The organism is Lacticaseibacillus yichunensis, from assembly GCF_003946405.1.
In the GTDB taxonomy this organism is placed as follows: domain Bacteria; phylum Bacillota; class Bacilli; order Lactobacillales; family Lactobacillaceae; genus Lacticaseibacillus; species Lacticaseibacillus yichunensis.
Genome location: NZ_RHOG01000004.1, coordinates 13,550 through 35,109 on the forward strand (window position 1 = coordinate 13,550; position 21,560 = coordinate 35,109).

Genomic DNA, 21,560 nt, shown 5'->3' on the forward strand with positions numbered 1-21,560 from the left:
CCGGCTCTTTTGGTGCCAGACCACGGCGGCGGTGGTGGCTAGGACGGCGGCAGCGGCTGGGACAGTGATCAATAAGACTTTCATATAGGTCAGCTCCTTTGTTTTGATGAGTTCATCGTAACTGGGAGTTGTGCGCGTATTTTGCGCAGAAGATGAAGGTCTTGTGGTGTTTTGCTTGCGTTTTGGTTAAGCGGCCACGGGCACACCAATCAGAGTTTGGTGACGCAGCCTAATTCGAGTTGAGCTTCGCCGAGCAGGGGTGAGACATGTAGTCGCCCTAGTCGCCTGATGGCCAAGTGCGCCATCAACCGCCCAGGGCGAACTACCTGCCCACCCCTATGCGCTCGGCTGCGCACCCTAAAGTTGGGCTCCGGTGCGCACCCTAAAAAAAGAAGCACCCGCTGACGGATGCTTCCCATGATTTTTCAAATTAACGACGCAGGCCGAGGCTCTTGATCAGGTCGCGGTAACGCTGAACGTCTGTCTTACGCAGATAGGCGAGCAGGTTACGACGATGGCCGATCTTCTTCATCTGGCCGACATAGCTATGATGGTCCTTCTTGTTAGCCGCCATGTGATCCTGAAGGTTCAGGATGTCCGCAGTCAAAACCGCGATCTGGACCTCTGGTGAACCAGTGTCCCCTTCGTGACGTGCATACTTCTGGATGATCTCGTTCTTTTGTTCTTGTGAAATTGCCATGGTAATTTCCACCCTTCTTATAAATTGCCTGAGACTGAGCGAGGCGCGGTGAACCGCCAGACCAAGCGACAGGTTCGTAGTACTTGACTACTTTACCGGAAGGCCCGAGCAAAAGCAAGCTTTTCCCGCCTATCAAGCCATTTCCCTTTACAAGTTTTTATTGCATTGATAGAGGCGCTCCGGTATAATCGTTCCTGTTGAAACGAAATCAGTTCATCGAAAAATCCACTTTGCGGAGGTGAAATGCACATGCCACAAATCAAATCTGCGATCAAGCGCGTTAAGACCGCGACGGCTGCCCGCGAGGCAAACGTTGCGCAGACCAGCGCGATGCGTACCGCGGTCAAGAAGTTCAAGGCTGCGCAAGAATCTGGCGCGGACAACGCCCAGGACTTATTCAAGGCTGCGACCCGTTCGATCGATATGGCTGAGACCAAGGGCCTGATCACGAAGAACAAGGCTGGCCGCGACAAGAGCCGCCTGTCCGCTTTGATCAACAAATAATCAGTAACCTTAAAAATAAGCGACCTGCTTTTGCGGGTCGCTATTTTTTTGTGGAAAATTCGGTGCGGCCGGCCGCCATCAGCCGACGCTCGCGCTATTTGCCTAGTTCAACACAAACGCAAACACCGCATCCCCCGGCCACCAATACTGGTCATCGCAAACATACCCGCGCAGATGCAGCTGGCCCGCGACGTTGCGCAGGTAAAAGCCCCGCGGTGCGTCGAGGTCGCCGGGGGTGGCGGTGGCCACGGTGACAGCAAGATCAGGCACTGCTTGACGGTGCATCTCAAGGTCCTGGCTGGCCGGCTGATCACGCCACTGGAGGCGGAGAAAAACAGCCAGCGCAAGCGGCGCCAATTTGAGCCCCGCCCCGATCGCCGCCCGGTAGATCTGAGGTAAGGTGGCGCCGCCGGTCAGCCCCAGCGCCGCGATCGGCACCAGGCCGACGCGCACCTGATATGGCGGCTCTTGTGGATACAGTGGCATCATCTCAAGCAATTGGGCAGCATGCTTGTTGAGCTGAATATGCGCGGCGGCCAATTGCGCACGCAACTCGTCGCGCGTGGCACCGCCCATTTTGATCGTGATCACCATCATATCGGCCATTGTGCGCACCCCCTGCCTGCGAGCAGACCGCCTCAGTGCCGTCCGAACGCCGCCGATTTTTCCCCGACGCCTCTGACCCGTTACCGATGTTGCCCGCAATATTTCAAGACAAATAATTCAAACGCCAATTCCTTGTCGATGCGCCCAGTCTTCATAGCCGCCTCGGTGTCGACGAGCCCCAGATACGCGGCCCGCAGCGCAGAGCCTTCTACACCACGGCTTTCACGCATCGCCATTTCGATGCGGAACGGGGCGGCTTTCAGCGCCGCCGCAATGCCGCCCTGGTCGTAGCCTTTTCGCATCAGAATCTGCACCTGAAGCAACAGCCGAAATTGGCTGAGAAGCAGGCTGTTGAGCTTGATCGGTTCCTCTTTTTGCAAAAGGAGGTCGCGATAAATGGCCAGTGCCACATCGGCCCGCCGCCGAACCACCGCGTTGACCATGTCAAAGACCCGGTCCGTCAGTTGCTTGGGCACCAGCGCGCTCACCGCCTGTTCATCCAGCGCGCCGCCATTTTGCGCGTACAGTTCCAATTTTGGCAGCTCATGCATCATGACGGAATAATTGGCGTTGGTGCGCTGGGTGAAGGCCGCCATGCCGTCTCGCGTGAGCGCAAGTCCCTGCTTTTTCAGCTCGCGATTGATGGCCGCGGTGGCCTCCCCGCTTTTCATCAATTGGGCATCGACCGTCACGCTATTTTTCACCAGCGCGGTCGTGAGCTTCTTGCGCCGATCGAGTTTCGCGTAAGGCGCGACAATGACCATCACCGTTGACGGCGCCGGATCCTTGAAGTAGCGCTCAAGGCCGGCGAGGTCATGCTCGATCTTGCCAGCGTTTGTTTCACCAGTCAAAAAATAGGGCTGCGTGATCACGACTTCGCGGAGGTCGCCAAAAAACGGCTGCGAGGTGGCATCATCCAGCGCCACGCCGACCGGGGTTTGGCGCATGTCATAACTAGCCATGTTCATCGTCTGCTGGTCGTCCGGAATAAGCGCAGCCAACGCGGCCAGAGCCTCTTGTTGAAGGGCCGTTTCTTCGCCCAGCAATAGGACGAGCGGTGGTACCTTGCCTGTCTTCAATTGTTTTGCCAAGTCCGCAACGCGCATGATGGCCTCCTTCAGAAAGATCACTTGCCGGCTGCTGCGCCGGTCAATTGGGTGAAAACTTGCTGGCCGCTAACCCAGATCATTCCGCGGTCGGCGGTATTCAAAACTGGCACCCCCTGCGCCGCAAACGTTTCAAGCGTCTCTTCATGGGGGTGGCCGTACCGGTTATTGACGCCGGCCGAGATCAGCGCCAATTTGGGGTCGATCTGGGCGATAAACGCCGGGTCGCTGGAGGTGCGTGAGCCGTGGTGGCCGACTTTGAGCATGTCGACTCGGCCGATCAAAGGCGCGATCTTGGCCTCCACCGCCCGGTCCGCATCGCCGGTCAACAGCCAAAAATACTTATCTATCTTACCATAGAGCACCAGCGAGTCGGCGTTTTTCTCCTTGGCGTCTGCGGACTCTGGCGCGACAACTTTGAGTTTGAGTGGTCCCACGGTCAGGATGGCCGGCGCAAGCAGTGGCGTGTGGCTGGCGACCTGACCGGCTTTGGCGGCCAAAATATAGCGGTGGCGCGCGGCCAGCGTGGTGGTGACCAGCCGGCGAACTGGCATCAGTTGCGCCAACAGGCCCGCATCGCCCACGTGATCCGCATCCGCATGCGTCAACACCAGTATATCGAGGTGGTTCAGCCCGCGGGCATGCAAATAATTGACGATCGCCCGTTTGGCTGGCGGCTCACGCACTGTGCCAAAGCCCCGTCCGCCGGTGTCCACCAACACCGCCGCCTGCTTGAAGGGTGCCTCAATCAAAATGGCATCCCCTTGCCCCACATCAAACAACGTGACGCGCCACTGCGGATGGACATTGGCCACGAGCCACGCCGCCACCAGCCAGGCGATGAGCCATCTTTTCTGCCGGCGCGCCAAACTGACCAGTACGACCCCGACGCCCAGCACCGCAAGCGCCGCCGGGACCGCCCCGAAGATCACGTCCCCCGGCAGTGCCGTCAGCGCGTGCAACCCCTTCTCGCCTAGCTGTAAGCCCGGTTCCAGCGCCTCGGTCCATGGGCCGCCAGGAAAAATCAGGGTCACCAGCACCAGCGGCATCACGGCCAATTCAAATACCGGCACCAGGAGCCAATTGAAAAAGACCTGAAGTAAATGAAACCGAAACGTGTGCGCCAAGATCACGGGCAGCCCAATCAGCCCCAGGTGAAAATTGCGCTTCAGCCGCGGACCGGCTGGCAGGAGATACAAGGCCCCCGCGAGCAAATAGGTCAACTGGCCGCCAAACGTGTGCAGAATATACGGCTGAAGTGCGAGGTTCCCCATCAAGACCAGCGAAAAGCCATCCAGGCGTGACAGGGGCAACCGCATGCGCGCCGTCAACAATCTGACCTCACTGAGCCACACCGCCCGCACGATGCCGGCCCCGCCGCCGAGCAGAAGTGGCAACAGTGGCAACAGCGCGATCAGCGTCCACTCCGCCGCCTCTTTGGGAATGCGCAGGCGGTCCGTCAGCCAGATCAGCCCCGCAAGCAGTGCAAATAAATGCAGCCCGGACACGGAAAAGAGATGGAAAATGCCCAACTGCACGAGGTCCTCGCGCATGTCGTCCAGTTCTTCGTCGACCTGCCCCAGCAGCAAGCCTTTTGCATAGCGTCGAATCGTTTCCGGCAGCTGCTGGACCCGCGCCAACAATTTTGCCCGAAGCCCTGTGAGATGCTCGGTCAAGGTGCGCGGGGCAAATGCGGTGACCACCAGCGCCTGACGCGGACTCTCATAGGCCAGTCCGTCGTGAAACCAAACATACTGCGCATAATCAAATTCATATTGATTGCGCGCCGGCTGTAATCTTGTGAGGTCACCATGCCACTGCACCACTTGCGGCTGGGTCGTTGCGCGCAGGCGGTCGGCCTCTTCTTTGGTGACCACGGCACTCCCGCTCACTGGGACGCCATTCGCCGCGATGCCGGTATAGCGCAGCAGTGTGTCTGTACCACCCCAGTTCGTCGGGAGCACAATCACCGACCCGCTTGGTTTGGGCGGATCTCGGGTGGCCGCCGCCCCGCGCCAGCCAACGCTCATGCCCACCACAAATAGACCCAGCATCAGCGGCCACTTCGCCCAACGATTTTTCACCAACGCCCAGCCGACCAGTACGGCCCCGATCCACCACGGCTCCAGCCACAGGTACAACCCGCCGGCGAAAAAGGCAGCCGCAAATACCCAGCGGCGCGTCATGGGGACACCGTGATGCTGCCGGCGAGCTTTTCAAACGTTTTGTCGCCGATGCCCGAGACTTTCTTCAGGTCCTCGGTCGTTTGAAAGCCCCCGTTTTGTTCGCGATACGCGATGATGTCGGCCGCTTTTTTGGCCCCGATACCGCTGAGTGTCTGTAGTTCTTCCGCCGTCGCATGATTGAGATCCACCACCGCGCCAGTGGCCGGCCCAGCGCCAGACGCCGAGTTCCCGATTGCGCTTCCGGTACCCGCAGTTGACCCAGGTGGCGGCGTTTCGCCGGCCTTTGGAATATAGAGGCTTTCCTGATCGACCGCGACCTTCGCCAGATTGACGGCACTCGCATCCGCATTTTTCAACAGGCCACCCGCAGCTTTGACCACAGCCGCCCAGCGCGTGGTGCCATCGATTGGGTAGAGCCCCGGATGCGCCACCGCGCCTTTGAGCTCGACAAACCCGGGCGCGGTGGCGGCGCTTGAGCTGGCCGCCGCACTCGCGCTGGTCGAAGAACTGCCACTTTCGGCGCTACTTGAAAATTCCGCTATCGGCACAGGTGGCGGGCCGCTATTTTGTTGTTGCCACCAGAAATAGCCGACCAGCACGACAACCGCCAGCGGCACGAACCAAAATTGCCGAATCCATTCCTTCACCGTCTCCATCTCGCCACTCCCTTACCCAATTATTGGTGGATAAAAGAAATTACGCAAAAAGGGTGCGGAGGCTCGCGGAATGGTGGGCCAGCTAACTTGGCTTGGGGCGGATGGCGCGCTTTGCCATCAGGTCCGGGCCAATTAGATGCCCCGCCATGCGAGCCGAAGCCCGACTGGGAAAGTGGGCACGCCAAAAAAAGCGACCCGCGACATCTCATCGCGGATCACCTTCCTCTATTTCGCGTGTGCCTTCAAATAATCCAGTGCATCTTGCAGCGTCTTGACCGGGACGATCTTCATCTTGGACTTGAGCTGCTTGGCTGTTCTGACGGCTACGTCGTAATTATTTTCATAGGTCGGATCGAGCTTCAGCAGGGCCTTTGTCGCGGGTTCATCCGGTGCGAAAAAGACTTTGGCGCCGCTTTTTGAACAGATGTAGACCTTTTTATCGATGCCGCCGATCTGGCCGACATTGCCCTTCGCGTCGATGGTGCCGGTGCCGGCAATCTTTTGGCCATTGCGCCAATCCTGATGCGTGATCATCGTGTACGTCTGGACTGCAAACATCAGGCCAGCGCTTGGCCCGCCGATGTCACCGGCGTCAATCGTCACTTTTGGCGTGCTGGTGACGGTGGTATTTTCCGTCAGGCTGATGCCGATGCCGGGATGTTTTTCACCTGGCAACTTGGTCAGCTTGCCGGTCTCCGTCAGTTTCTTGCCATCACGCAATATGCTGAGTGTGACCGTGTCGCCGACCTTGTGCGCGCCGATCGCCTTGATGTAAGCGTCCGAGCTTGTGTAGGACTTGCCGTTGACCGCGGTGATGGTATCGCCTAGCTTCAGCTTGTCCTTGAAGGCAGAGGTGTCCATGATCGACATCACGTAAATGCCCTTGAGCTTCAGGGTCACCGGCTGCTTGGCCGCCTTGAACGCCGCGACCACCGCATTATTGGCGGCGCTGGTGATGTACCATTCCTGCAGCAAGTTGTATTCGTCGCTGTCATCATCACCCATCAGCTCTTCTTGCGTGTAGGTCTCAGAGTATGGCTGAAACTTGCCCCACAAGAGTTCCGCTGGGCTGGCCGGGCCGATGATGCCCACCGTCGTCAGCATGTACGTCCCTTTTTTGTCGTCCTTAATGCCCTCGACTTTGACAAATGGTTTCAGCGAATTGGCCCCGCCCGGCACTTCAATGTACCGATTTGTGCGCACGAAAAACAGCAGGCCAATCACGATCAGTCCCACCAGCAAGGCGATCAGCCAGGGAAAGGGGCACAGTGCGTTGTGCTTTTTTAGCGGCTTAGGTTGGATCATGGCGGTCACCTCCAAAATGGGCCTTCAGCGCGGCATTCACATTCGCCGGAACCAGCGTCGCCACATCCCCGCCAAAACTCGCGACTTCCCGAATGAGGCTCGAGGACAAAAAGCGCCACTTTGGATCCGCCGGCAAAAGCACCGTCTGAATGTCGCTAGCCAGCGTTTGGTTCATGGCCGCGATATCATTTTCGTAATTGAGGTCGGCGGTGTTGCGCACGCCGCGGACCATGTACTGCGCCCCGCTTTGCTTGGCAAACGCCACCGTCAGCATGTGCGGCTGTTCATAGACCTCGACGTTGGCAAGCCCCGCCGTAGCCGCCTCGATCATGGCCACTTTTTCCGCCCCGCTGAACACGGCGTTTTTATTGGTGTTGGTCATGACGGCCACCACCACTTTGTCGAACAGCTGGCTAGCTTTGGTCACCGTATCCAAATGGCCATTGGTGAACGGATCAAAGCTGCCGGGAAAAATCGCGATCTTTGTCATGCGTCTTCGCCTCTTTTTAAGATCAACACCTGTGCGACCCCATACGTCTGGTGGCGCAGCTTGGTGTAGCCGGGGATCACCTCGGGATAATCGACATCAAGGCCGGTCTCGAGCAACACCCGGCCGGCTGGTGCCAGTAGGTCCTCAGCCAAAAAAGCGGCCAGCTGGTCCATCACTTCCTGCTTGGCATACGGCGGGTCAGCCAAAATGAGGTCGAATTGCTGCCCCGCTTCGGCCAGTGTCTTGATGGCCTTATCCACTGGCATTTTCAAAACAGTGAACCGGTCCTCAGCCTTTGTCGTCGCAACATTTTGCTTGATTGCCTGAATCGCCGGGTACGCCTTGTCGACCAGCGTCGCGTGGGCCATCCCGCGGGATACCGCCTCGATGCCAAGCGCCCCGGTCCCAGCGTAAAGGTCCAGGGCCGAGCCCCCAGCGAAAAACTGGCCCAGCATGTTGAACATCGAGCCTTTGACTTTATCGGCTGTGGGACGCGTATTGTTGCCAGAAACGGCGACCAACTTGCGCCCACCGAAATCACCACTAATGATGCGCATGGGCCTTGCCCTCCTGTCGACTTGGCCGCCGATTGCGACTCGGGCGGGCGGCGCGGCGCGAGGATGGCGCGCCAGGAGTTTCACCCGCAGCCGGCGCGACTGTTGGTTCAGGCGCCTGTGCAGTCTGAAGCAGCGAAGCCGGCTCTGTGGCCTGAGAGGTCGCGGCCGCCTTGGCCACCGCAGTCTGAACCTCAGCCTTGCCTTTCGCATGCGCCAACTCGCCCTTGCGCGCCTGGACTTCTTCGACGCGTGCTTTGATGGCGTCATCGTCTTCTTCATCGTCGAGCGCCGCCCCGCTGGCTTGCCCAAATGAGGTCGCAAGCTCCGGCCGGTGCGAGACTTCCACGCTTTTGACGAAGCGCAGTTTAGCCAACTTGCCCATCGTCGCCTCGACATCTTTTGCATCCAGGTATAAATAGACATATTTCATGCGCCGCGACACGTACATGACCGTGCCATAATGGCGTAATGCCTTGATCTGTTTGAGCGAATAGACCCAAACGACCAGGCCTTGACGTTGCGTGATCTCCATAATGCCTCCTGAATGTTTCCGTTGATGCGTGACCGTTCAAACTTAGGTGGTGGGTACCGCCTCGCAGTATCGTGTATTGCTGTTACGGCAGTGTCGTGAGGCAAATGTCCGGGTCCGAGCAACTAAGGCTCCAATCACCTAGTCCAAAAATCGGACCTGGCGCTTGGAACACTTACCTGTCGGACCCAATAACGACATTTGCCTCACTTCTCGCTTTATTGCGCCGTTGCGCTTGGCTTGATGGTCGCAAGCAGCTCCCGCGTTTGCACCAGATCGCCCGCCGCCACATACAGATGCATGATGGTACCGGCAAACGGCGCATGCACGGTCGTTTCCATTTTCATCGCTTCGGTGGTGAACAGCGGATCGCCTTCCGCCACCGTGTCGCCGGCCGCCACTTCAAGACTGACGATGCGGCCACCCATCGGCGCACCGATCTGATTTTTATCCGTCGGCTCCGCCATCTTGATCGTGCTGGCGGTGTGGGCGCTTTTCGCGTCTTGGATCTGCGCCTCACGCTTTTGCCCATTGACGGTGAAATACAAGGTACGCCGCCCAGTCGCGTCGGGTTCGCCGATCGCGTCGAGCTGCATCAGGTACATGATCCCCGGGCGCACCCGAATGTGGATGCGTTCGCCGAGGCGCATGCCTTCAAAATAGGTCGGTGAATCAAGCGTTGTCACCGGTCCATAGACCAATTGGTTGGCGCGATACTGACGCAGGACATCCGGATATAAAATCTCCGCCAGCACCATTTCGTCCGTCGGTTCATGCACGCCGGCTTCGATCAAGGCCTGCTTGACCGCCGCCAGGTCCACAGGCTTGGCCAACGCCCCCGGCCGCGTAGTCAAAGGCTTGCGACCCTTGAGAATCTTTTCCTGCAGCACAGGCGGAAACCCGCCAACTGGCTGGCCGAGATCGCCGGCAAAAAAGTCGACGACGCTGGCCGGAAAATCGATGGTCTCGCCGTGATCCAGCACATCCTCAGGCGTCAGATGATTTTGCAGCAAAAAGAGTGCCATATCGCCCACCACCTTGGAGGACGGCGTCACCTTTACGATATCGCCAAACAGCGTGTTGACCTGCGCGTACATGCGCTTGACCGCCTCGAAATCGGTGATGCCCATGCTTTGCGCCTGTTGCTGAAGATTGCTGTACTGGCCGCCCGGCATCTGGACCGTGTAGATGTCCGTCAGTGGGCCACTGACCTTGTTGGCAAAGTCGGCGTAATACGGCCTGATCGTCTGAAAATAGCGATCGACCAGCTCCACCTTATCGATCTCAAGATCTGGCTGGCGCTTGTCGCCTTCCAGCGCGTAATACAAACTCGCCATGCTCGGCTGGCTCGTGGTGCCGGAAAAACTGGATTGCGCCACATCGACGACATCGACGCCGGCACGCACCGCCTGCACATAGGTGGCCACACCATTGCCGGTAGTGTCATGGGTGTGCAAATGCAGCGGCACAGCCACCGCGTCTTTCAGCGTGCTGATCAGTTCATAGGCCGCCTGTGGTTTCAACAGGCCCGCCATATCCTTGATCGCCAGCACGTTGGCGCCAGCATTGACCAACTCTTTAGCCAAATCCACGTAATAAGCCAAATCATATTTCGGATGGCCCGTCCCCAAGATGTCGCCCGTATAGCACATGGTTCCTTCGGCGATCTTGCCGACATTGCGCACCGCGTCGATGGAGTGCGTGAGCTGCGGCACCCAGTTCAGCGAGTCAAAAATTCGAAAGATGTCGATGCCATCGCGGGCGGCCACGTTGATGAACTGCTTGAGCACATTGTCCGGGTAGTTCTGATAGCCGACCGCATTGCTGCCGCGAAACAGCATCTGAAGCAGCGTGTGCGGCATCGCCTCGCGCAGCGCCGCCAAGCGCTGCCACGGATCTTCATTCAGGAAACGATACGCCACATCAAACGTCGCGCCGCCCCACATTTCCATGGAAAACAGGTTTGGCATCGCATTGGCCATGTCCGGCGCGATCGCCGTCATGTCCCGCGTCCGCATGCGGGTCGCAAACAAGCTCTGATGGGCATCGCGCAACGTGGTGTCCGTCAGCAGCACTTTTTCCTGGGCGCTTAGCCACTTGGCCACCGCATCCGGCCCCTCGTTGTGAAGCAGCGCCACCAGATCTGTTTTCGGCAAAGCGGTCGGCAACTGACTGCGATAATTCAGATCCGGGAAAGCCTTTTGCTCATGCCGGTCCAGCCCCGGGAAGCCGTTGACCGTGATCTCGCCGACATACGTCATCAGCTGCGTGGTTTTTGACAGCAGTGGCTTGAAGGAAAAAAGGCTCGGGGTGGTATCCAGGAAGGTGGTTTCCGCCTGGCCCGCCTGGAACGTCGGGGCGGCCAATACATTCAGCAAAAATGGCAGATTTGTTTTAACGCCGGTGATGCGGAATTCACGCAACGCGCGCTGCATTTTCCGCACGGCCGCCATGAAGCTTGCGGCATAAACAGAGGTCTTCACCAACAGTGAGTCAAAATATGGGCTGACAACGGCGCCGGCATATGCATTGCCGACATCCAGCCGCACGCCAAAGCCGCCCGGGCTCCGGTACGTCTGAATGGTGCCGGTGTCCGGCATGAAATTATTCGCCGGGTCCTCGGTGGTAATGCGGCACTGAATCGCCGCCCCGCGCATGGTCAGGTCTTCCTGGTGTGGCAGATGGAGGTCGTCAAACAGATCCGCGCCGGCCGCCACGCGCAGCTGACTTTGAACGATATCGACGTTGGTGATCAATTCCGTGATCGTGTGCTCAACTTGCACGCGCGGATTGACTTCAATGAAATAGAACTGGTCGCCTTCGACCAAAAATTCGACCGTCCCCGCATTTTCATAATGCAGGCTGGCCATCAGCTGTACGGCGGCGTCGCAGATCTTGTTTCGCAGGGCTTGGGGCAACCCGACAGCCGGGGCGATCTCGATCACTTTTTGATTGCGCCGCTGGACTGAGCAATCACGCTCAAATAGATGTAGTAGATGCCCGTGCTGATCGCCGAGCACTTGGACCTCAATATGTTTGGCGCTTTGGATATCCTTTTCAACATACATGCGGTCGTCGCCGAAGCTCGCCATCGCCTCGTTCACCGCATTCGGGTACACGTCGCGCAGCTCTTGTTCGGAGTGGACCACGCGCATCCCCTTGCCGCCGCCACCGGACGCCGCCTTGAGCATCACCGGAAAGCCGTGCGTCTGGGTAAACGCAAGGATCTCGTTAAAATCGCGGGTCGGCTCAGGCGTCCCAGGAATGACCTGAAGCCCCGCCTTGACTGCCGCCTCCTTGGCCGCCACCTTGTCACCGAAAATCTCAAGCAGCTCTGGGCGCGGCCCGACAAACGTCAATCCCGCGGCCGCAACCTTGCGCGCAAACGTCGCATTTTCCGACAACAAGCCGTAGCCCGGGTGAATGGCGTCCGCGCCGCTTAATTTGGCGATGCGAATGATATCGTCCATGTCCAGGTACGCCGCGATCGGCGCTTTGCCGGCCCCGACCTGATAACTTTCCTGCGCCTTGAATCGGTGAATCGATAATTCATCCTCTTTGGCGAAAATCCCGACCGTTTGCAATCCAAGTTCTTCAGCAGCACGGAAAATGCGAATCGCGATCTCGCCGCGATTGGCGACCAACACTTTTTTCACGTCACGGACCCCCTCAATGACTAGTGACTTTACAGTTGATTGGCGATGACTTACTTCGCTGGCTGGGCGGCAGCTTTCTTTTCGCTCACACGTTTTTCTGAAGCGGAGATGTTGAGCATGATGCCCATCGAAATGGCGAGCACGATCATCGACGACCCGCCATACGAGATGAACGGCAACGTGACCCCGGTGACTGGAATAAGCCCCAGCACCGCCCCGACGTTGAAGAACGTTTGAATCAACATCATCGTCGCGATCCCGTAAGCAAGCAGGGAATGATACGGGTTACGCGAGCGCACCCCAATCAGATAGCAGCGCAGGATGAGGAAAAAGATCAGCGCGATAACAAGGATGGCGCCGATCGCCCCAAGCTCCTCAGCGATGACCGCCAGGATGAAATCGGTATACGGCTGGGACAGATACCCCAATTTCTGTGAGCTCATGCCCAGTCCGACCCCAAAGAGGCCACCATGGTCGATCGCGACTAGGGAATTGAACACCTGGTTGCCGTCATTCGCCCGCGTCTGAAACGGATGAAGTGAGGAGACGATCCGGCGAACCCGGTAGTTGGTGATGATGCTCTTTGGCAGGTTCACGTTATCCAAGACCCAGTACACCGCTGCGACCAGGGCACCCACCAGCGCCATCCAGCTGAAGCCATACCGCAACGAGATGCCGCTTGCCGCCAACATGACGACCATGATCGCCGCGATGATCAAAAAGCCCCCAGTGTCAGGTTGGAAAAAGACCAAGATCAGGCAGATACCGACTAAGAGGATTGGTGCATATAAGTCGCGCACGTGGAAATCGGGTTGCCGCATCGCGTCTTGGCGCTGGGTAAAAATATGCGCCAGATAAATGATCACGACGAGTTTGGCAAACTCAGTTGGCTGAAGATTGAACGGGCCAATTGGAATCCAGGCACTGGCACCGTTGACGACTGAACTCGGATCAAGTCGGCCGATCAGAAACAGATAGACGAGCAATCCCAATAACACAAGCCAAACGAACCCGATCAGTTTATGATTGCGAAAATTACTCAGTTTAAAATAGAAGAAAAAGAGTGCCACGACTAGGCCGATGACCACAAACAGAAGCTGCTTGAGCATCACCGAGTTGGACGCTTGCCCATATTGATTTTGAATCCAAGAGGCGCTGGCGGAATAGTCCATCACAATGCCGATCGCGCAGAGCACCAAGTATGGTACGAGCAGATAATAATCCAGATAACGAAACTTCTTCAGCACAACCGTCGCCCTCTCCCGTACGTCTCACAATACTGAGAATTATAGCATAGATGGCGGCGGTGCGTAGCGTGGCGCTTAGGGCGGACGGTGAATGCCGCTGACGGGAAAAGTCAGCGGGCACGCAGTCATATGACCGGCTCGCCACCTTTTCCTGTGAGGCCCCTCATTTTCCCAGATTATTTTAATGCAGTGGCTGTTGCTTCCATTGATAAAGGCGTAGACTAGCGGTTGTAGCATTTCTGGCGCCACGCGCCAACTTCAAGGAGGTCTCTTAATGTCTAATGCAATTTCGTTTGACCAGATCGATGCGTTTCGCAAAGAACTAGCCGCCAAACCAGCCAGCGATGTTGTCGCCAAGGCCGTTCAAAACGTCGGCCCCAAAGCCACGATTCAATCCGCGCTGCACGACGAAGCCGTCACACCCGTCTTTTCCGTTGAGCTCGACACGGGCGCCGTTGCGAACCAGAAACATAGCGGTCGCTGCTGGCTATTTTCCGGGCTGAACACCATGCGGCATGCCGTGGCGAAGAAGATCGGGGTCAAGGACCTTGAATTTTCCCAGGCCTTCCTTGCGTTCTATGATCGCCTTGAAAAATCCAACCTGTTCCTTGAGGCCATCTTGACCAGCGCGGACAAGCCGCTGGACGACCGCGCGCTGAGTGATCTGTTGAGCCAGCCAAACGGCGACGGCGGCCAATTCGACAACGCGCCGGCGCTGATCGCCAAATACGGCATCGTGCCAAAGTCCGTGATGCCGGAAACGTACAACAGCGAAAACACCACCGAGCTCAACTCGGTGCTCAATCTCAAATTACGCAAAGACGCCAGCGATCTGCGCACCGCTTTTGGGACTGGCGCCTCGGCCGACACATTGGCCGCGACGAAGCAAGCGATGCTCAGCGACATCTACCGCATCTTGGCCTATGCGTATGGCACCGTCCCAGCAACATTTGATTTCGAATATCGCGATGACAAGAAGGAATATCACATCGATCGCGATCTGACCCCGAAGTCTTTTTATGAAAAATATGTCGGCTGGGACCTCGCCGAGTTCGTCACCCTTGTTTCCACACCAGAGGCTGGAAAAGAGTATTATCAGGCTTATACGATTCCATCACAAAACACCGTGGTCGGCGGCCGGCCGATCATCTTTGTCAACGTGCCGGAAGCGGACCTCAAGGAAGCGGCCATTGCGCAACTCCAAGGCGGCGAAGCGGTCTGGTTCGGCAATGATGTCTTGCAGGACATGGAGCGCAAGTCAGGTGCCCTCAAAGGCGGCCTGTACGATTTCGGCCAGCTGTTCGACCTGGATCTGACGATGGACAAGGCGACGCGTTTTGCCACTGGCGAAGCGGAAGTCTCCCATGCGATGACCCTCACCGGTGTCGACTTGGTCGATGGCCAGCCGCGCCGCTGGAAAGTCGAGAATTCCTGGGGCAAAGAAAACGGCAACGACGGGTATTATATCGCCGATGCCAACTGGTTCGATGATTATGTTTATGAAGCGGCCATCAATAAGGAATATCTCTCCGAGAAGATCTTGGCCGCCGCGGCCACCACGCCGATCGAGTTGCCGAGCTGGGACAGCCTGCACTAATCGCAATCTAGCTACCGGTTGAGTCAGCCCCGACGAAGTCATTCATCTGCGAAGGTGGATGGCTTTTTTGCTTCGCTGAAAGTGGGAACTGACCCCTCTGCCACAATGAGGCAACGCGCCGTGGTTCCCGCCCCCTGTCGAACTAAAGAATCGCGCTATTTTCCAGAGGCAACTACCCGAGCTGGATTCAAAAAAAGGCCACCACAGAATTTTTCCTGCGGTGGCCTTCGTTGTCTTTCAATTAGTCGTTCGTGGACATCTTCTTGCGTTTGTCGAACTTGCCACGCTCGTTGGTGTTCAAGATCTTCTTGCGCAGACGGACGCTCTTTGGTGTCACTTCGCAAAGCTCGTCTTCGTTCAAGAACTCAAGGGACTCTTCAAGGGTCAGGTCACGTGGGGTCTTGATAGCCGCCGCGTGGTCCTTACCAGACGCACGGGTGTTGGTCAGGTTCTTCCCCTTGGTCGCGTTGACGGCAATATCGTTTTCACGATTGTTTTCGCCGACGATCATGCCTTCGTAAACTTCAACGCCGGCATTGATGAACAGCGTGCCGCGGTCCTCGATGCTTTGCAAGGAGTACAGGGTCGCCGCGCCGGTGTTGATGGAGACCAACGCGCCGGTGTTACGGCCTGGCTGCCAGTTGCGGATAACTGGCAAGTATTTTTCGAAGGTGTGGTTCATGATGCCGTAGCCGCCAGTGGAGGAAAGGAACTCGGTCGAATAGCCGATCAAGCCGCGAGACGGGGCAAGGAAAATCAGACGAGTCTGACCGTTGCCCTCGTTTTGCATGTCCTTCATTTCCGCTTTGCGCTGAGACATCGCGTCGATGATCGAGCCGGTGTATTGCTCCGGCGTGTCGATCTGGACCTCTTCAAACGGTTCGCAGAGCTGACCGTCGATCTCGCGGTAAATAACTTCCGGACGACCGAGTTGCAGTTCAAAGCCTTCGCGACGCATCTCTTCAATCAAGATCGACAGATGCAATTCGCCACGACCAGAAACCATCCAGGCCCCTGCCTGGTCAGTGTCTTCAACGCGCAGGGAAACATCGGTCTGGAGCTGCGCCTTGAGTCGGTCTTCCAACTTGCGCGCTGTGACCTTGTCGCCTTCGCGACCGGCAAATGGGCTGTCGTTTTGCATGAACATCATCTGCAATGTCGGCGGATCGATCCGCAAGATCGGCAATGCTTCAGGGGTGTCCGCAGCCGCCACGGTCTCGCCGACGTAAATGTCGTCCATCCCGGAAACGGCGATCAGATCGCCAGCCTTGGCCGTCTGAACTTCCACCCGCTTCAAACCAAAGAAGCCGAAGATCTTGGTGACGCGGAAGTTTTTCTTCGAGCCGTCAAGCTTCAAAACAGAAACTTGGTCGCCGACAGAGATCGTGCCACGGAACACACGGCCGATCCCGATACGGCCAACATAGTCGTTGTAATCGAGCATCGCGACTTGGAACTGAAGCGGCTCGTCGGAGTTGTCGATCGGCGCCGGAATCGTCTTCACGATCGTATCAAACAGCGGCACCATCGTATGTTCCTGCTTTGCGGGATCCGAGTCATAGCTGGAAGTCCCATTAACGGCACTCGTGTACACGATCGGAAATTCAAGCTGATCGTCATCCGCACCCAATTCGATGAAAAGGGAGAGCACTTCGTCGACAACTTCTTCCGGACGTGCGCCTGGGCGGTCGATCTTGTTGATCACAACGACCGGGGTCAGATGCTGCTCGAGCGCTTTTTTCAAAACAAAGCGCGTCTGCGGCATGGTGCCTTCGAACGCATCAACGACCAGTAAAACGCCATCGACCATCTTCATGATTCGTTCTACTTCGCCGCCGAAATCGGCATGCCCTGGGGTGTCCACGATGTTGATCGTCGTGTCGCCGTATTTGACCGCCGTGTTCTTCGACAAGATAGTGATCCCGCGTTCCTTTTCGATCGCGTTGGAGTCGAGGGCACGGTCCCCGATCTGCATGTGTTCCGCCAAAGTATCGGATTGCTTCAGCATTTCGTTGACCAGCGTGGTCTTACCGTGGTCAACATGGGCAATGATCGCAATGTTGCGAATATCGTCGCGAGTTGTCAAGTATTCTACTCCCTTTCAAACGTGCACTTGGATGCGTAAACTGGTGACCGCCTGGCCAAAAATGGCTCTGCTTCTGGGAACACCGATGGCAATGCATTCGCACGATGCGTTTGCACTGCAACAACGGCTGTTGACCAAGGCGCGTCCCGCGCCATTGTGGTTCCGTGGTTTGACGGCTCATCGCCAACAAACGGCTTGTAACCGCAATGGCGGTTACGGACAATTCCGCGCTTCCTGAAAGAAATCGTGAATTGTCTTCATTAAAAAAGCGTGTCCTGCGACACAGTATCCGAATTGAAATTATAGCACACCAGCAAGCTTCTGTCTCGTTTTTCTGAAAAGTGCGCAGGTGGCGAAAAGAATGCCCTTTCATCGTGAGACCAGTGCGCAAGAAGAACCGTGCTCTGCCAGTGTCGGGTCGTCGCTGACGAGGCTTTTTGCGCCCTGTCGGAAATAATGTGATGGCATCACACAAGGTATCACGCCACCCAACAAATGTCCCCACGTCACACGAAGATACCGCCGTTTGCCAGATGACCCAGATCCGCCCAGGCGCATTTAACGCTCGGTTTGGATTCAAAAGCAAGATAACTGGTCGAAGCCGACCTTCTAGCGCGTCTCTGAGACATGTTGACCAGCACCCGAAACACCTATCTGACGCGACTTCAACCGTTTTGTCTCCCACCTCGACCCAGTCGCGCCCAAACTTCCTAGGCATAATGCCGATCTAGCAACCTTCCGCTAACCATCTTTCGGCCTGTACGAAACAAAAAAGCCAGCCCCAAAACAACGGTCTGACCCCGACGCAAACGGCCACCTAGTGTGTGATGGCATCACATTATTTTTCCTCCTTGGTGCGAGAATCACTGCGCACCACGCCGGATTTTTCCTTAATCGACCACGATCAACTTGCGAATGTCGCGGTAGGCACTCGGCAGTGCCGCAACCACGAAGCCGGGCTCGAGCATGTTGATTGCCTTGCCATCCGGACGCGTGACCTGAAGGCCGAAATGCGCGCCGATCGCCATCCCCGCCGCCACGTCCCATGGCTGGAGGTAGGAGATGTAGCCGATCTGCTGGCCTTCGATGATCGCCTTGAACTCTATACCGGCGCTGCCCGTGATGCGCGTGCCGGAGCTCGCCTCGTTGATCACCTGCACGTTTAGCTTGTTGTGAATCAGCAGCGGGCCGCTGGCGCCCATCAGCCCGTCTTTCAGTTCATGATCCTTGGGCAGCGGCAGGCGGCGGCCATTGCGTTTCGGCGCCACGGTCGGCCCACCCGTCAGGACCTCATTGCGCATGACATCGAGAATGGCGCCGAACCGCGGCGCCCCATTTTCATAGACCCCGATCATCACGGCAAAATTCGCATGTTGCTTGACGAAATTCATCGTGCCATCGATCGGATCGAGGAAAAAGACGGTGCCAGCCAGATCATGGACTTTTTCAGCGGTGCCCTCTTCGCCTTCAATGCGCGCATCGGGATAAGCGGCCAAGATCTTGTTCGTCAAAAATCGCTGGTTGGCCTTATCGACATTGGTGACCAGATCGTTGCGACCAGATTTCACGTCCACATGCAGCGGGGTGTTCATGGCGTCCAAAATGCGGACCCGCGACTCGCCCAGCCAAGCCATCAATTCATTTTCCAGTCGTTTCAGATCAAGCATCATGTCACCCCACTTTTACTTTGATATGTTTCTCCGACCCATTTTTCGCCAGCTGGACGACCGCGTAAAGCGAGTAACCGGATGCCGCCTCGAATTGTTTGTCGAGCTGCTTTTCCGTGCTCTTGTCCGGCACCACGGTCTTGAAGCCGCGATACGCCGCAAGCAAATTGTTGCGGTCAACGCCTTTTTCGTAGGCATCCTCAACAAGGGAATAAAAGGTGGTGACTTTGACCATTTCGTCTGTGGTCCAGTCGATGTCCAATGGGTATTGATAATTAGGCTTCATTTGAATCTCCTTTTTCGATCGCGGTGAGCTGCTCGGACACCGCGGCCAGCACCTCTGACAGCGCCGCTTCCTCGGCTTCCGAACCCAGCAGGTCACTGAGCCGGCGCACCCCATCGGCATCGCAGACTAAGGGCCGAGCCGCGGCCACCGGCTCGTCACTATTTTCCGGCACGGCCATCAGCGAGGTCAAGAGCGACTCGCCGGCAAAAGCAGCCAACACGCGCTCGACCAACAGAGGCCGCACCGCGGCTTGGTCGGCTTTGGCAAAGGCATCGCAGGCGGTTTGGACCTCTGCCATCAACGGGCTTTGGGTGCCGTCCGCATTTCGCAGCAAGCTCAAGACCGGCGTCGCTCCGACATAGGCGCGGCTCCACATGAGGACAAAATCCGTGGCGGTGCCGACTGCATAGGCGGTCACGCTGGTGCGCGGCACGGCAAGCGAAGTGGCGACTGTGTTCTCAAATGTCCGGGTCAGCCCAAACGTACCGAGCCCCACCACCGCTTTTTTCGCCAGGCCCGAAAAACGCTGGGCAAAATAGGTCAGGATCTCATCCTGCGGCGCAGCGATGAGAATTTTTCCCGTAAAGCCCTTGTCCATCGCCTCGTTGATCACTTGGCGCATGCCGGCCAGCTGTGCGGCCAGCCGATCCGCGTCTTCGGCGACCGGATACGGCGTGATGATGAGAACCGCCACTTGCGGCCAGGCCTTCGCGGATAAAGGCACAACGGTATTGGTCGTCACGGCAGCCGCGGCGACCAGCGCCTCATCCGGATGCGACACGGCGATTGCCAAAGACACGCGACTTGTCAGCAGGGACTGCGCAAGTGCGGTGACGTTTTCTGGTGCCCCACTGATCACGATCTGTTGCATGGCACATACCTCCCCCAAACTCTTAACATAATTTTACCTATTTAATTGTAGGAAGACAAAAAAATGCGACATTTCGCGTGAAATGTCGCACAACTGTAATACTGCGGTCAAATATTCACTGGCATGCTGAGCGCGAGTTCCGCGTCGTCCATGATTGCTTCACCCAGCGTTGGATGCGGGTGAATGGTCAGAGCGAGGTCTTCTGCGGACAGGCCACTTTCGACGGCGACGGTCAACTCGGAGATCAGGTCGGAGGCACCCGGGCCCGCGACCTGCGCGCCGATCACGGTGCCATCCGCGTTGGTCACGAGACGCACGAATCCGTCTGTTTGCGCCAAACTGATGGCGCGGCCATTTGCGGCGAATGGGAACTTCGCAGCCTTGGCATCGATGCCTTTGTCCTTGGCCTCTTTCAGCGTCAGACCGGTCGTGGCCAACTCAGGATCGGTGAAGCACACGGCGGGCATCGCCTTGTAATCGACCGCGCTAGCCTTGCCACTAATGGCCTCGGCCGCGATCTTGCCTTCGTAACTCGCCTTGTGGGCAAGTGCCGCGCCGGCGACCACATCCCCAATCGCGAAGATTGTCGGGATGTTGGTGCGGCCCTGTTGATCCACTTCGATCAAGCCGCGGTCGGTGGTCTTCACGCCGACGATGTCCAGACCCATGTCTGCCGTGTTGGGGCGCCGGCCAACAGTGACCATGACATAGTCGGCGTCGATTGTTTGGTCCTTGCCGTCTGCGGTGTAGGTCACCTTCACGCCATTTTCGGTCTCCTCAGCATTTTTTGCCATCGCCTTGGTGATGACGGTCACGCCGCGGTCTGAAAACGACTTGAGGACCAATTGCACCATGTCTTTTTCAAAATTCGGCAGAATGGAATCGGTGCCTTCCAGAATCGTGACATGGGCGCCGAGATTCGCATATGCGCTGGCCAGCTCAGAGCCGACATAACCGCCGCCGATGACGACAAATTCTTTCGGCACTTCCGGCAGGCTGAGGCCGCCTGTGGAATCCACGATGCGTTTGCCAAACTTGAAGCCAGGGATCTCGATCGGATGGCTCCCTGTGGCGATGATCAGATGCTTGAAGGTATACGTTTGCGCGGAGTCTTTTTGCATCACGCGTAGGCTGTGATCGTCCTTCAAAAAGGCAGTGCCCCAGACTGTGTCGATCTTGTGCTTCTTAAACAGCATCGACACGCCGCCGGTCAAGCGTTCGACGACCTTGTGCTGTTTCCAGTCCTGGGTGGTCGCCCAATCCAGCGTCGCGCCTTTGCTTTGGACGCCAAAGACACTGCCGCCTTTTGCCTCCTGCAGCGCGTGGCCGGCATTGATCAGCGCCTTGGACGGAATGCAGCCGACATTCAAGCAAACGCCGCCGATGAAAGTATTTTCAATGACCGTCACCTTCTGGCCCATTTGCGCCGCCCTGATTGCCGCGACGTATCCGCCGGGGCCGGAGCCGATCACAACTGTGTCCAGATCGATTGCAAAATCACCTACTACCAT

General features: G+C 57.3%; 17 protein-coding genes and 1 pseudogene. 2 read left to right on the top strand and 16 right to left on the bottom strand.

The features are described 5' to 3' along the window. Positions 1-430: 430 nt before the first annotated feature. Positions 431-700, bottom strand: a complete 270-nt coding sequence (gene rpsO, locus EKM95_RS02180; RefSeq protein WP_125696198.1) for a 30S ribosomal protein S15 — start codon at positions 698-700, stop codon at positions 431-433. Positions 701-949: 249 nt separating this feature from the next. Here rpsO and rpsT point away from each other — a divergent pair, with 249 nt between their 5' ends. Continuing rightward, positions 950-1,204, top strand: a complete 255-nt coding sequence (rpsT, locus tag EKM95_RS02185) for a 30S ribosomal protein S20 (protein ID WP_125696199.1) — start codon at positions 950-952, stop codon at positions 1,202-1,204. A 102-nt stretch (positions 1,205-1,306) separates the two neighbouring features. On the opposite strand, the gene EKM95_RS02190 is transcribed toward rpsT, so the two are convergent. From EKM95_RS02190 to EKM95_RS02235, 10 genes and pseudogenes are all read right to left on the bottom strand, one after another. Then, entirely contained in the window at positions 1,307-1,810 is a 504-nt protein-coding gene (locus EKM95_RS02190) for a hypothetical protein (RefSeq protein ID WP_125696200.1), read from the bottom strand. An 80-nt stretch (positions 1,811-1,890) separates the two neighbouring features. Further along, positions 1,891-2,916, bottom strand: coding sequence for a DNA polymerase III subunit delta (holA, locus tag EKM95_RS02195; RefSeq protein ID WP_125696201.1), 1,026 nt, complete (start codon positions 2,914-2,916; stop codon positions 1,891-1,893). Positions 2,917-2,936: 20 nt separating this feature from the next. Continuing rightward, positions 2,937-5,102, bottom strand: a complete 2,166-nt coding sequence (locus EKM95_RS02200) for a DNA internalization-related competence protein ComEC/Rec2 (RefSeq protein ID WP_125696202.1) — start codon at positions 5,100-5,102, stop codon at positions 2,937-2,939. Continuing rightward, positions 5,099-5,758 (bottom strand): helix-hairpin-helix domain-containing protein, encoded by a 660-nt coding sequence (locus EKM95_RS02205; protein WP_125696203.1) that lies wholly within the window; start codon positions 5,756-5,758, stop codon positions 5,099-5,101. The genes EKM95_RS02200 and EKM95_RS02205 overlap by 4 nt, the downstream gene beginning before the upstream one ends. Positions 5,759-5,983: 225 nt before the next feature. After that, positions 5,984-7,063: a SepM family pheromone-processing serine protease gene (locus tag EKM95_RS02210; RefSeq protein ID WP_125696204.1), complete on the bottom strand. Its 1,080-nt coding sequence runs from the start codon at positions 7,061-7,063 to the stop codon at positions 5,984-5,986. After that, entirely contained in the window at positions 7,050-7,553 is a 504-nt protein-coding gene (gene coaD, locus EKM95_RS02215) for a pantetheine-phosphate adenylyltransferase (RefSeq protein WP_125696205.1), read from the bottom strand. The genes EKM95_RS02210 and coaD overlap by 14 nt, the downstream gene beginning before the upstream one ends. Further along, positions 7,550-8,110, bottom strand: coding sequence for a 16S rRNA (guanine(966)-N(2))-methyltransferase RsmD (gene rsmD / locus EKM95_RS02220; protein WP_125696206.1), 561 nt, complete (start codon positions 8,108-8,110; stop codon positions 7,550-7,552). The genes coaD and rsmD overlap by 4 nt, the downstream gene beginning before the upstream one ends. 268 nt (positions 8,111-8,378) lie before the next feature. Further along, positions 8,379-8,645: pseudogene (locus EKM95_RS11770) on the bottom strand (YlbG family protein); the annotation flags it as partial. Positions 8,646-8,857: 212 nt separating this feature from the next. Next, the gene (locus EKM95_RS02230) at positions 8,858-12,295 is read right to left on the bottom strand and encodes a pyruvate carboxylase (protein ID WP_125696208.1); all 3,438 of its coding nucleotides are present in this window, start codon (positions 12,293-12,295) and stop codon (positions 8,858-8,860) included. A 50-nt stretch (positions 12,296-12,345) separates the two neighbouring features. Further along, complete coding sequence (locus EKM95_RS02235) at positions 12,346-13,542, bottom strand: FtsW/RodA/SpoVE family cell cycle protein (protein WP_225423133.1); 1,197 nt, start codon at positions 13,540-13,542, stop codon at positions 12,346-12,348. A gap of 274 nt (positions 13,543-13,816) precedes the next feature. Between EKM95_RS02235 and EKM95_RS02240 the strand changes: the two genes are divergently transcribed. Further along, entirely contained in the window at positions 13,817-15,139 is a 1,323-nt protein-coding gene (locus tag EKM95_RS02240; RefSeq protein WP_125696209.1) for a C1 family peptidase, read from the top strand. Positions 15,140-15,380: 241 nt separating this feature from the next. Here EKM95_RS02240 and typA read toward each other — a convergent pair whose 3' ends face one another. The 5 genes from typA to lpdA all read right to left on the bottom strand — a co-directional run bounded on the left by typA (position 15,381) and on the right by lpdA (position 21,560). Next, positions 15,381-17,225, bottom strand: coding sequence for a translational GTPase TypA (gene typA, locus EKM95_RS02245; RefSeq protein ID WP_125696210.1), 1,845 nt, complete (start codon positions 17,223-17,225; stop codon positions 15,381-15,383). Between the two features lie 890 nt (positions 17,226-18,115). After that, positions 18,116-18,895, bottom strand: a complete 780-nt coding sequence (locus EKM95_RS02250) for an inositol monophosphatase family protein (RefSeq protein ID WP_125696211.1) — start codon at positions 18,893-18,895, stop codon at positions 18,116-18,118. A gap of 1 nt (position 18,896) precedes the next feature. Continuing rightward, positions 18,897-19,178, bottom strand: a complete 282-nt coding sequence (locus EKM95_RS02255; protein ID WP_125696212.1) for a UPF0223 family protein — start codon at positions 19,176-19,178, stop codon at positions 18,897-18,899. Beyond that, positions 19,168-20,049: a Rossmann-fold NAD(P)-binding domain-containing protein gene (locus tag EKM95_RS02260; protein WP_125696213.1), complete on the bottom strand. Its 882-nt coding sequence runs from the start codon at positions 20,047-20,049 to the stop codon at positions 19,168-19,170. Before EKM95_RS02260 ends, EKM95_RS02255 begins: the two co-directional genes overlap by 11 nt. A gap of 107 nt (positions 20,050-20,156) precedes the next feature. Further along, a complete protein-coding gene (gene lpdA / locus EKM95_RS02265) occupies positions 20,157-21,560 on the bottom strand; it encodes a dihydrolipoyl dehydrogenase (protein ID WP_125696214.1) in 1,404 nt (467 codons plus the stop codon).

Bases quoted from the DNA above. Each gene is read 5' to 3' on its own strand.
- rpsT (WP_125696199.1), top strand. From the start codon at position 950: ATGCCACAAATCAAATCTGCGATCAAGCGCGTTAAGACCGCGACGGCT.
- EKM95_RS02210 (WP_125696204.1), bottom strand. From the start codon at position 7,063: ATGATCCAACCTAAGCCGCTAAAAAAGCACAACGCACTGTGCCCCTTT.
- EKM95_RS02255 (WP_125696212.1), bottom strand. From the start codon at position 19,178: ATGAAGCCTAATTATCAATACCCATTGGACATCGACTGGACCACAGAC.
- coaD (WP_125696205.1), bottom strand. From the start codon at position 7,553: ATGACAAAGATCGCGATTTTTCCCGGCAGCTTTGATCCGTTCACCAAT.
- EKM95_RS02240 (WP_125696209.1), top strand. From the start codon at position 13,817: ATGTCTAATGCAATTTCGTTTGACCAGATCGATGCGTTTCGCAAAGAA.
- EKM95_RS02250 (WP_125696211.1), bottom strand. From the start codon at position 18,895: ATGATGCTTGATCTGAAACGACTGGAAAATGAATTGATGGCTTGGCTG.
- EKM95_RS02200 (WP_125696202.1), bottom strand. From the start codon at position 5,102: ATGACGCGCCGCTGGGTATTTGCGGCTGCCTTTTTCGCCGGCGGGTTG.
- EKM95_RS02260 (WP_125696213.1), bottom strand. From the start codon at position 20,049: ATGCAACAGATCGTGATCAGTGGGGCACCAGAAAACGTCACCGCACTT.
- rpsO (WP_125696198.1), bottom strand. From the start codon at position 700: ATGGCAATTTCACAAGAACAAAAGAACGAGATCATCCAGAAGTATGCA.
- rsmD (WP_125696206.1), bottom strand. From the start codon at position 8,110: ATGCGCATCATTAGTGGTGATTTCGGTGGGCGCAAGTTGGTCGCCGTT.
- lpdA (WP_125696214.1), bottom strand. From the start codon at position 21,560: ATGGTAGTAGGTGATTTTGCAATCGATCTGGACACAGTTGTGATCGGC.
- EKM95_RS02205 (WP_125696203.1), bottom strand. From the start codon at position 5,758: ATGGAGACGGTGAAGGAATGGATTCGGCAATTTTGGTTCGTGCCGCTG.
- holA (WP_125696201.1), bottom strand. From the start codon at position 2,916: ATGCGCGTTGCGGACTTGGCAAAACAATTGAAGACAGGCAAGGTACCA.
- EKM95_RS02190 (WP_125696200.1), bottom strand. From the start codon at position 1,810: ATGGCCGATATGATGGTGATCACGATCAAAATGGGCGGTGCCACGCGC.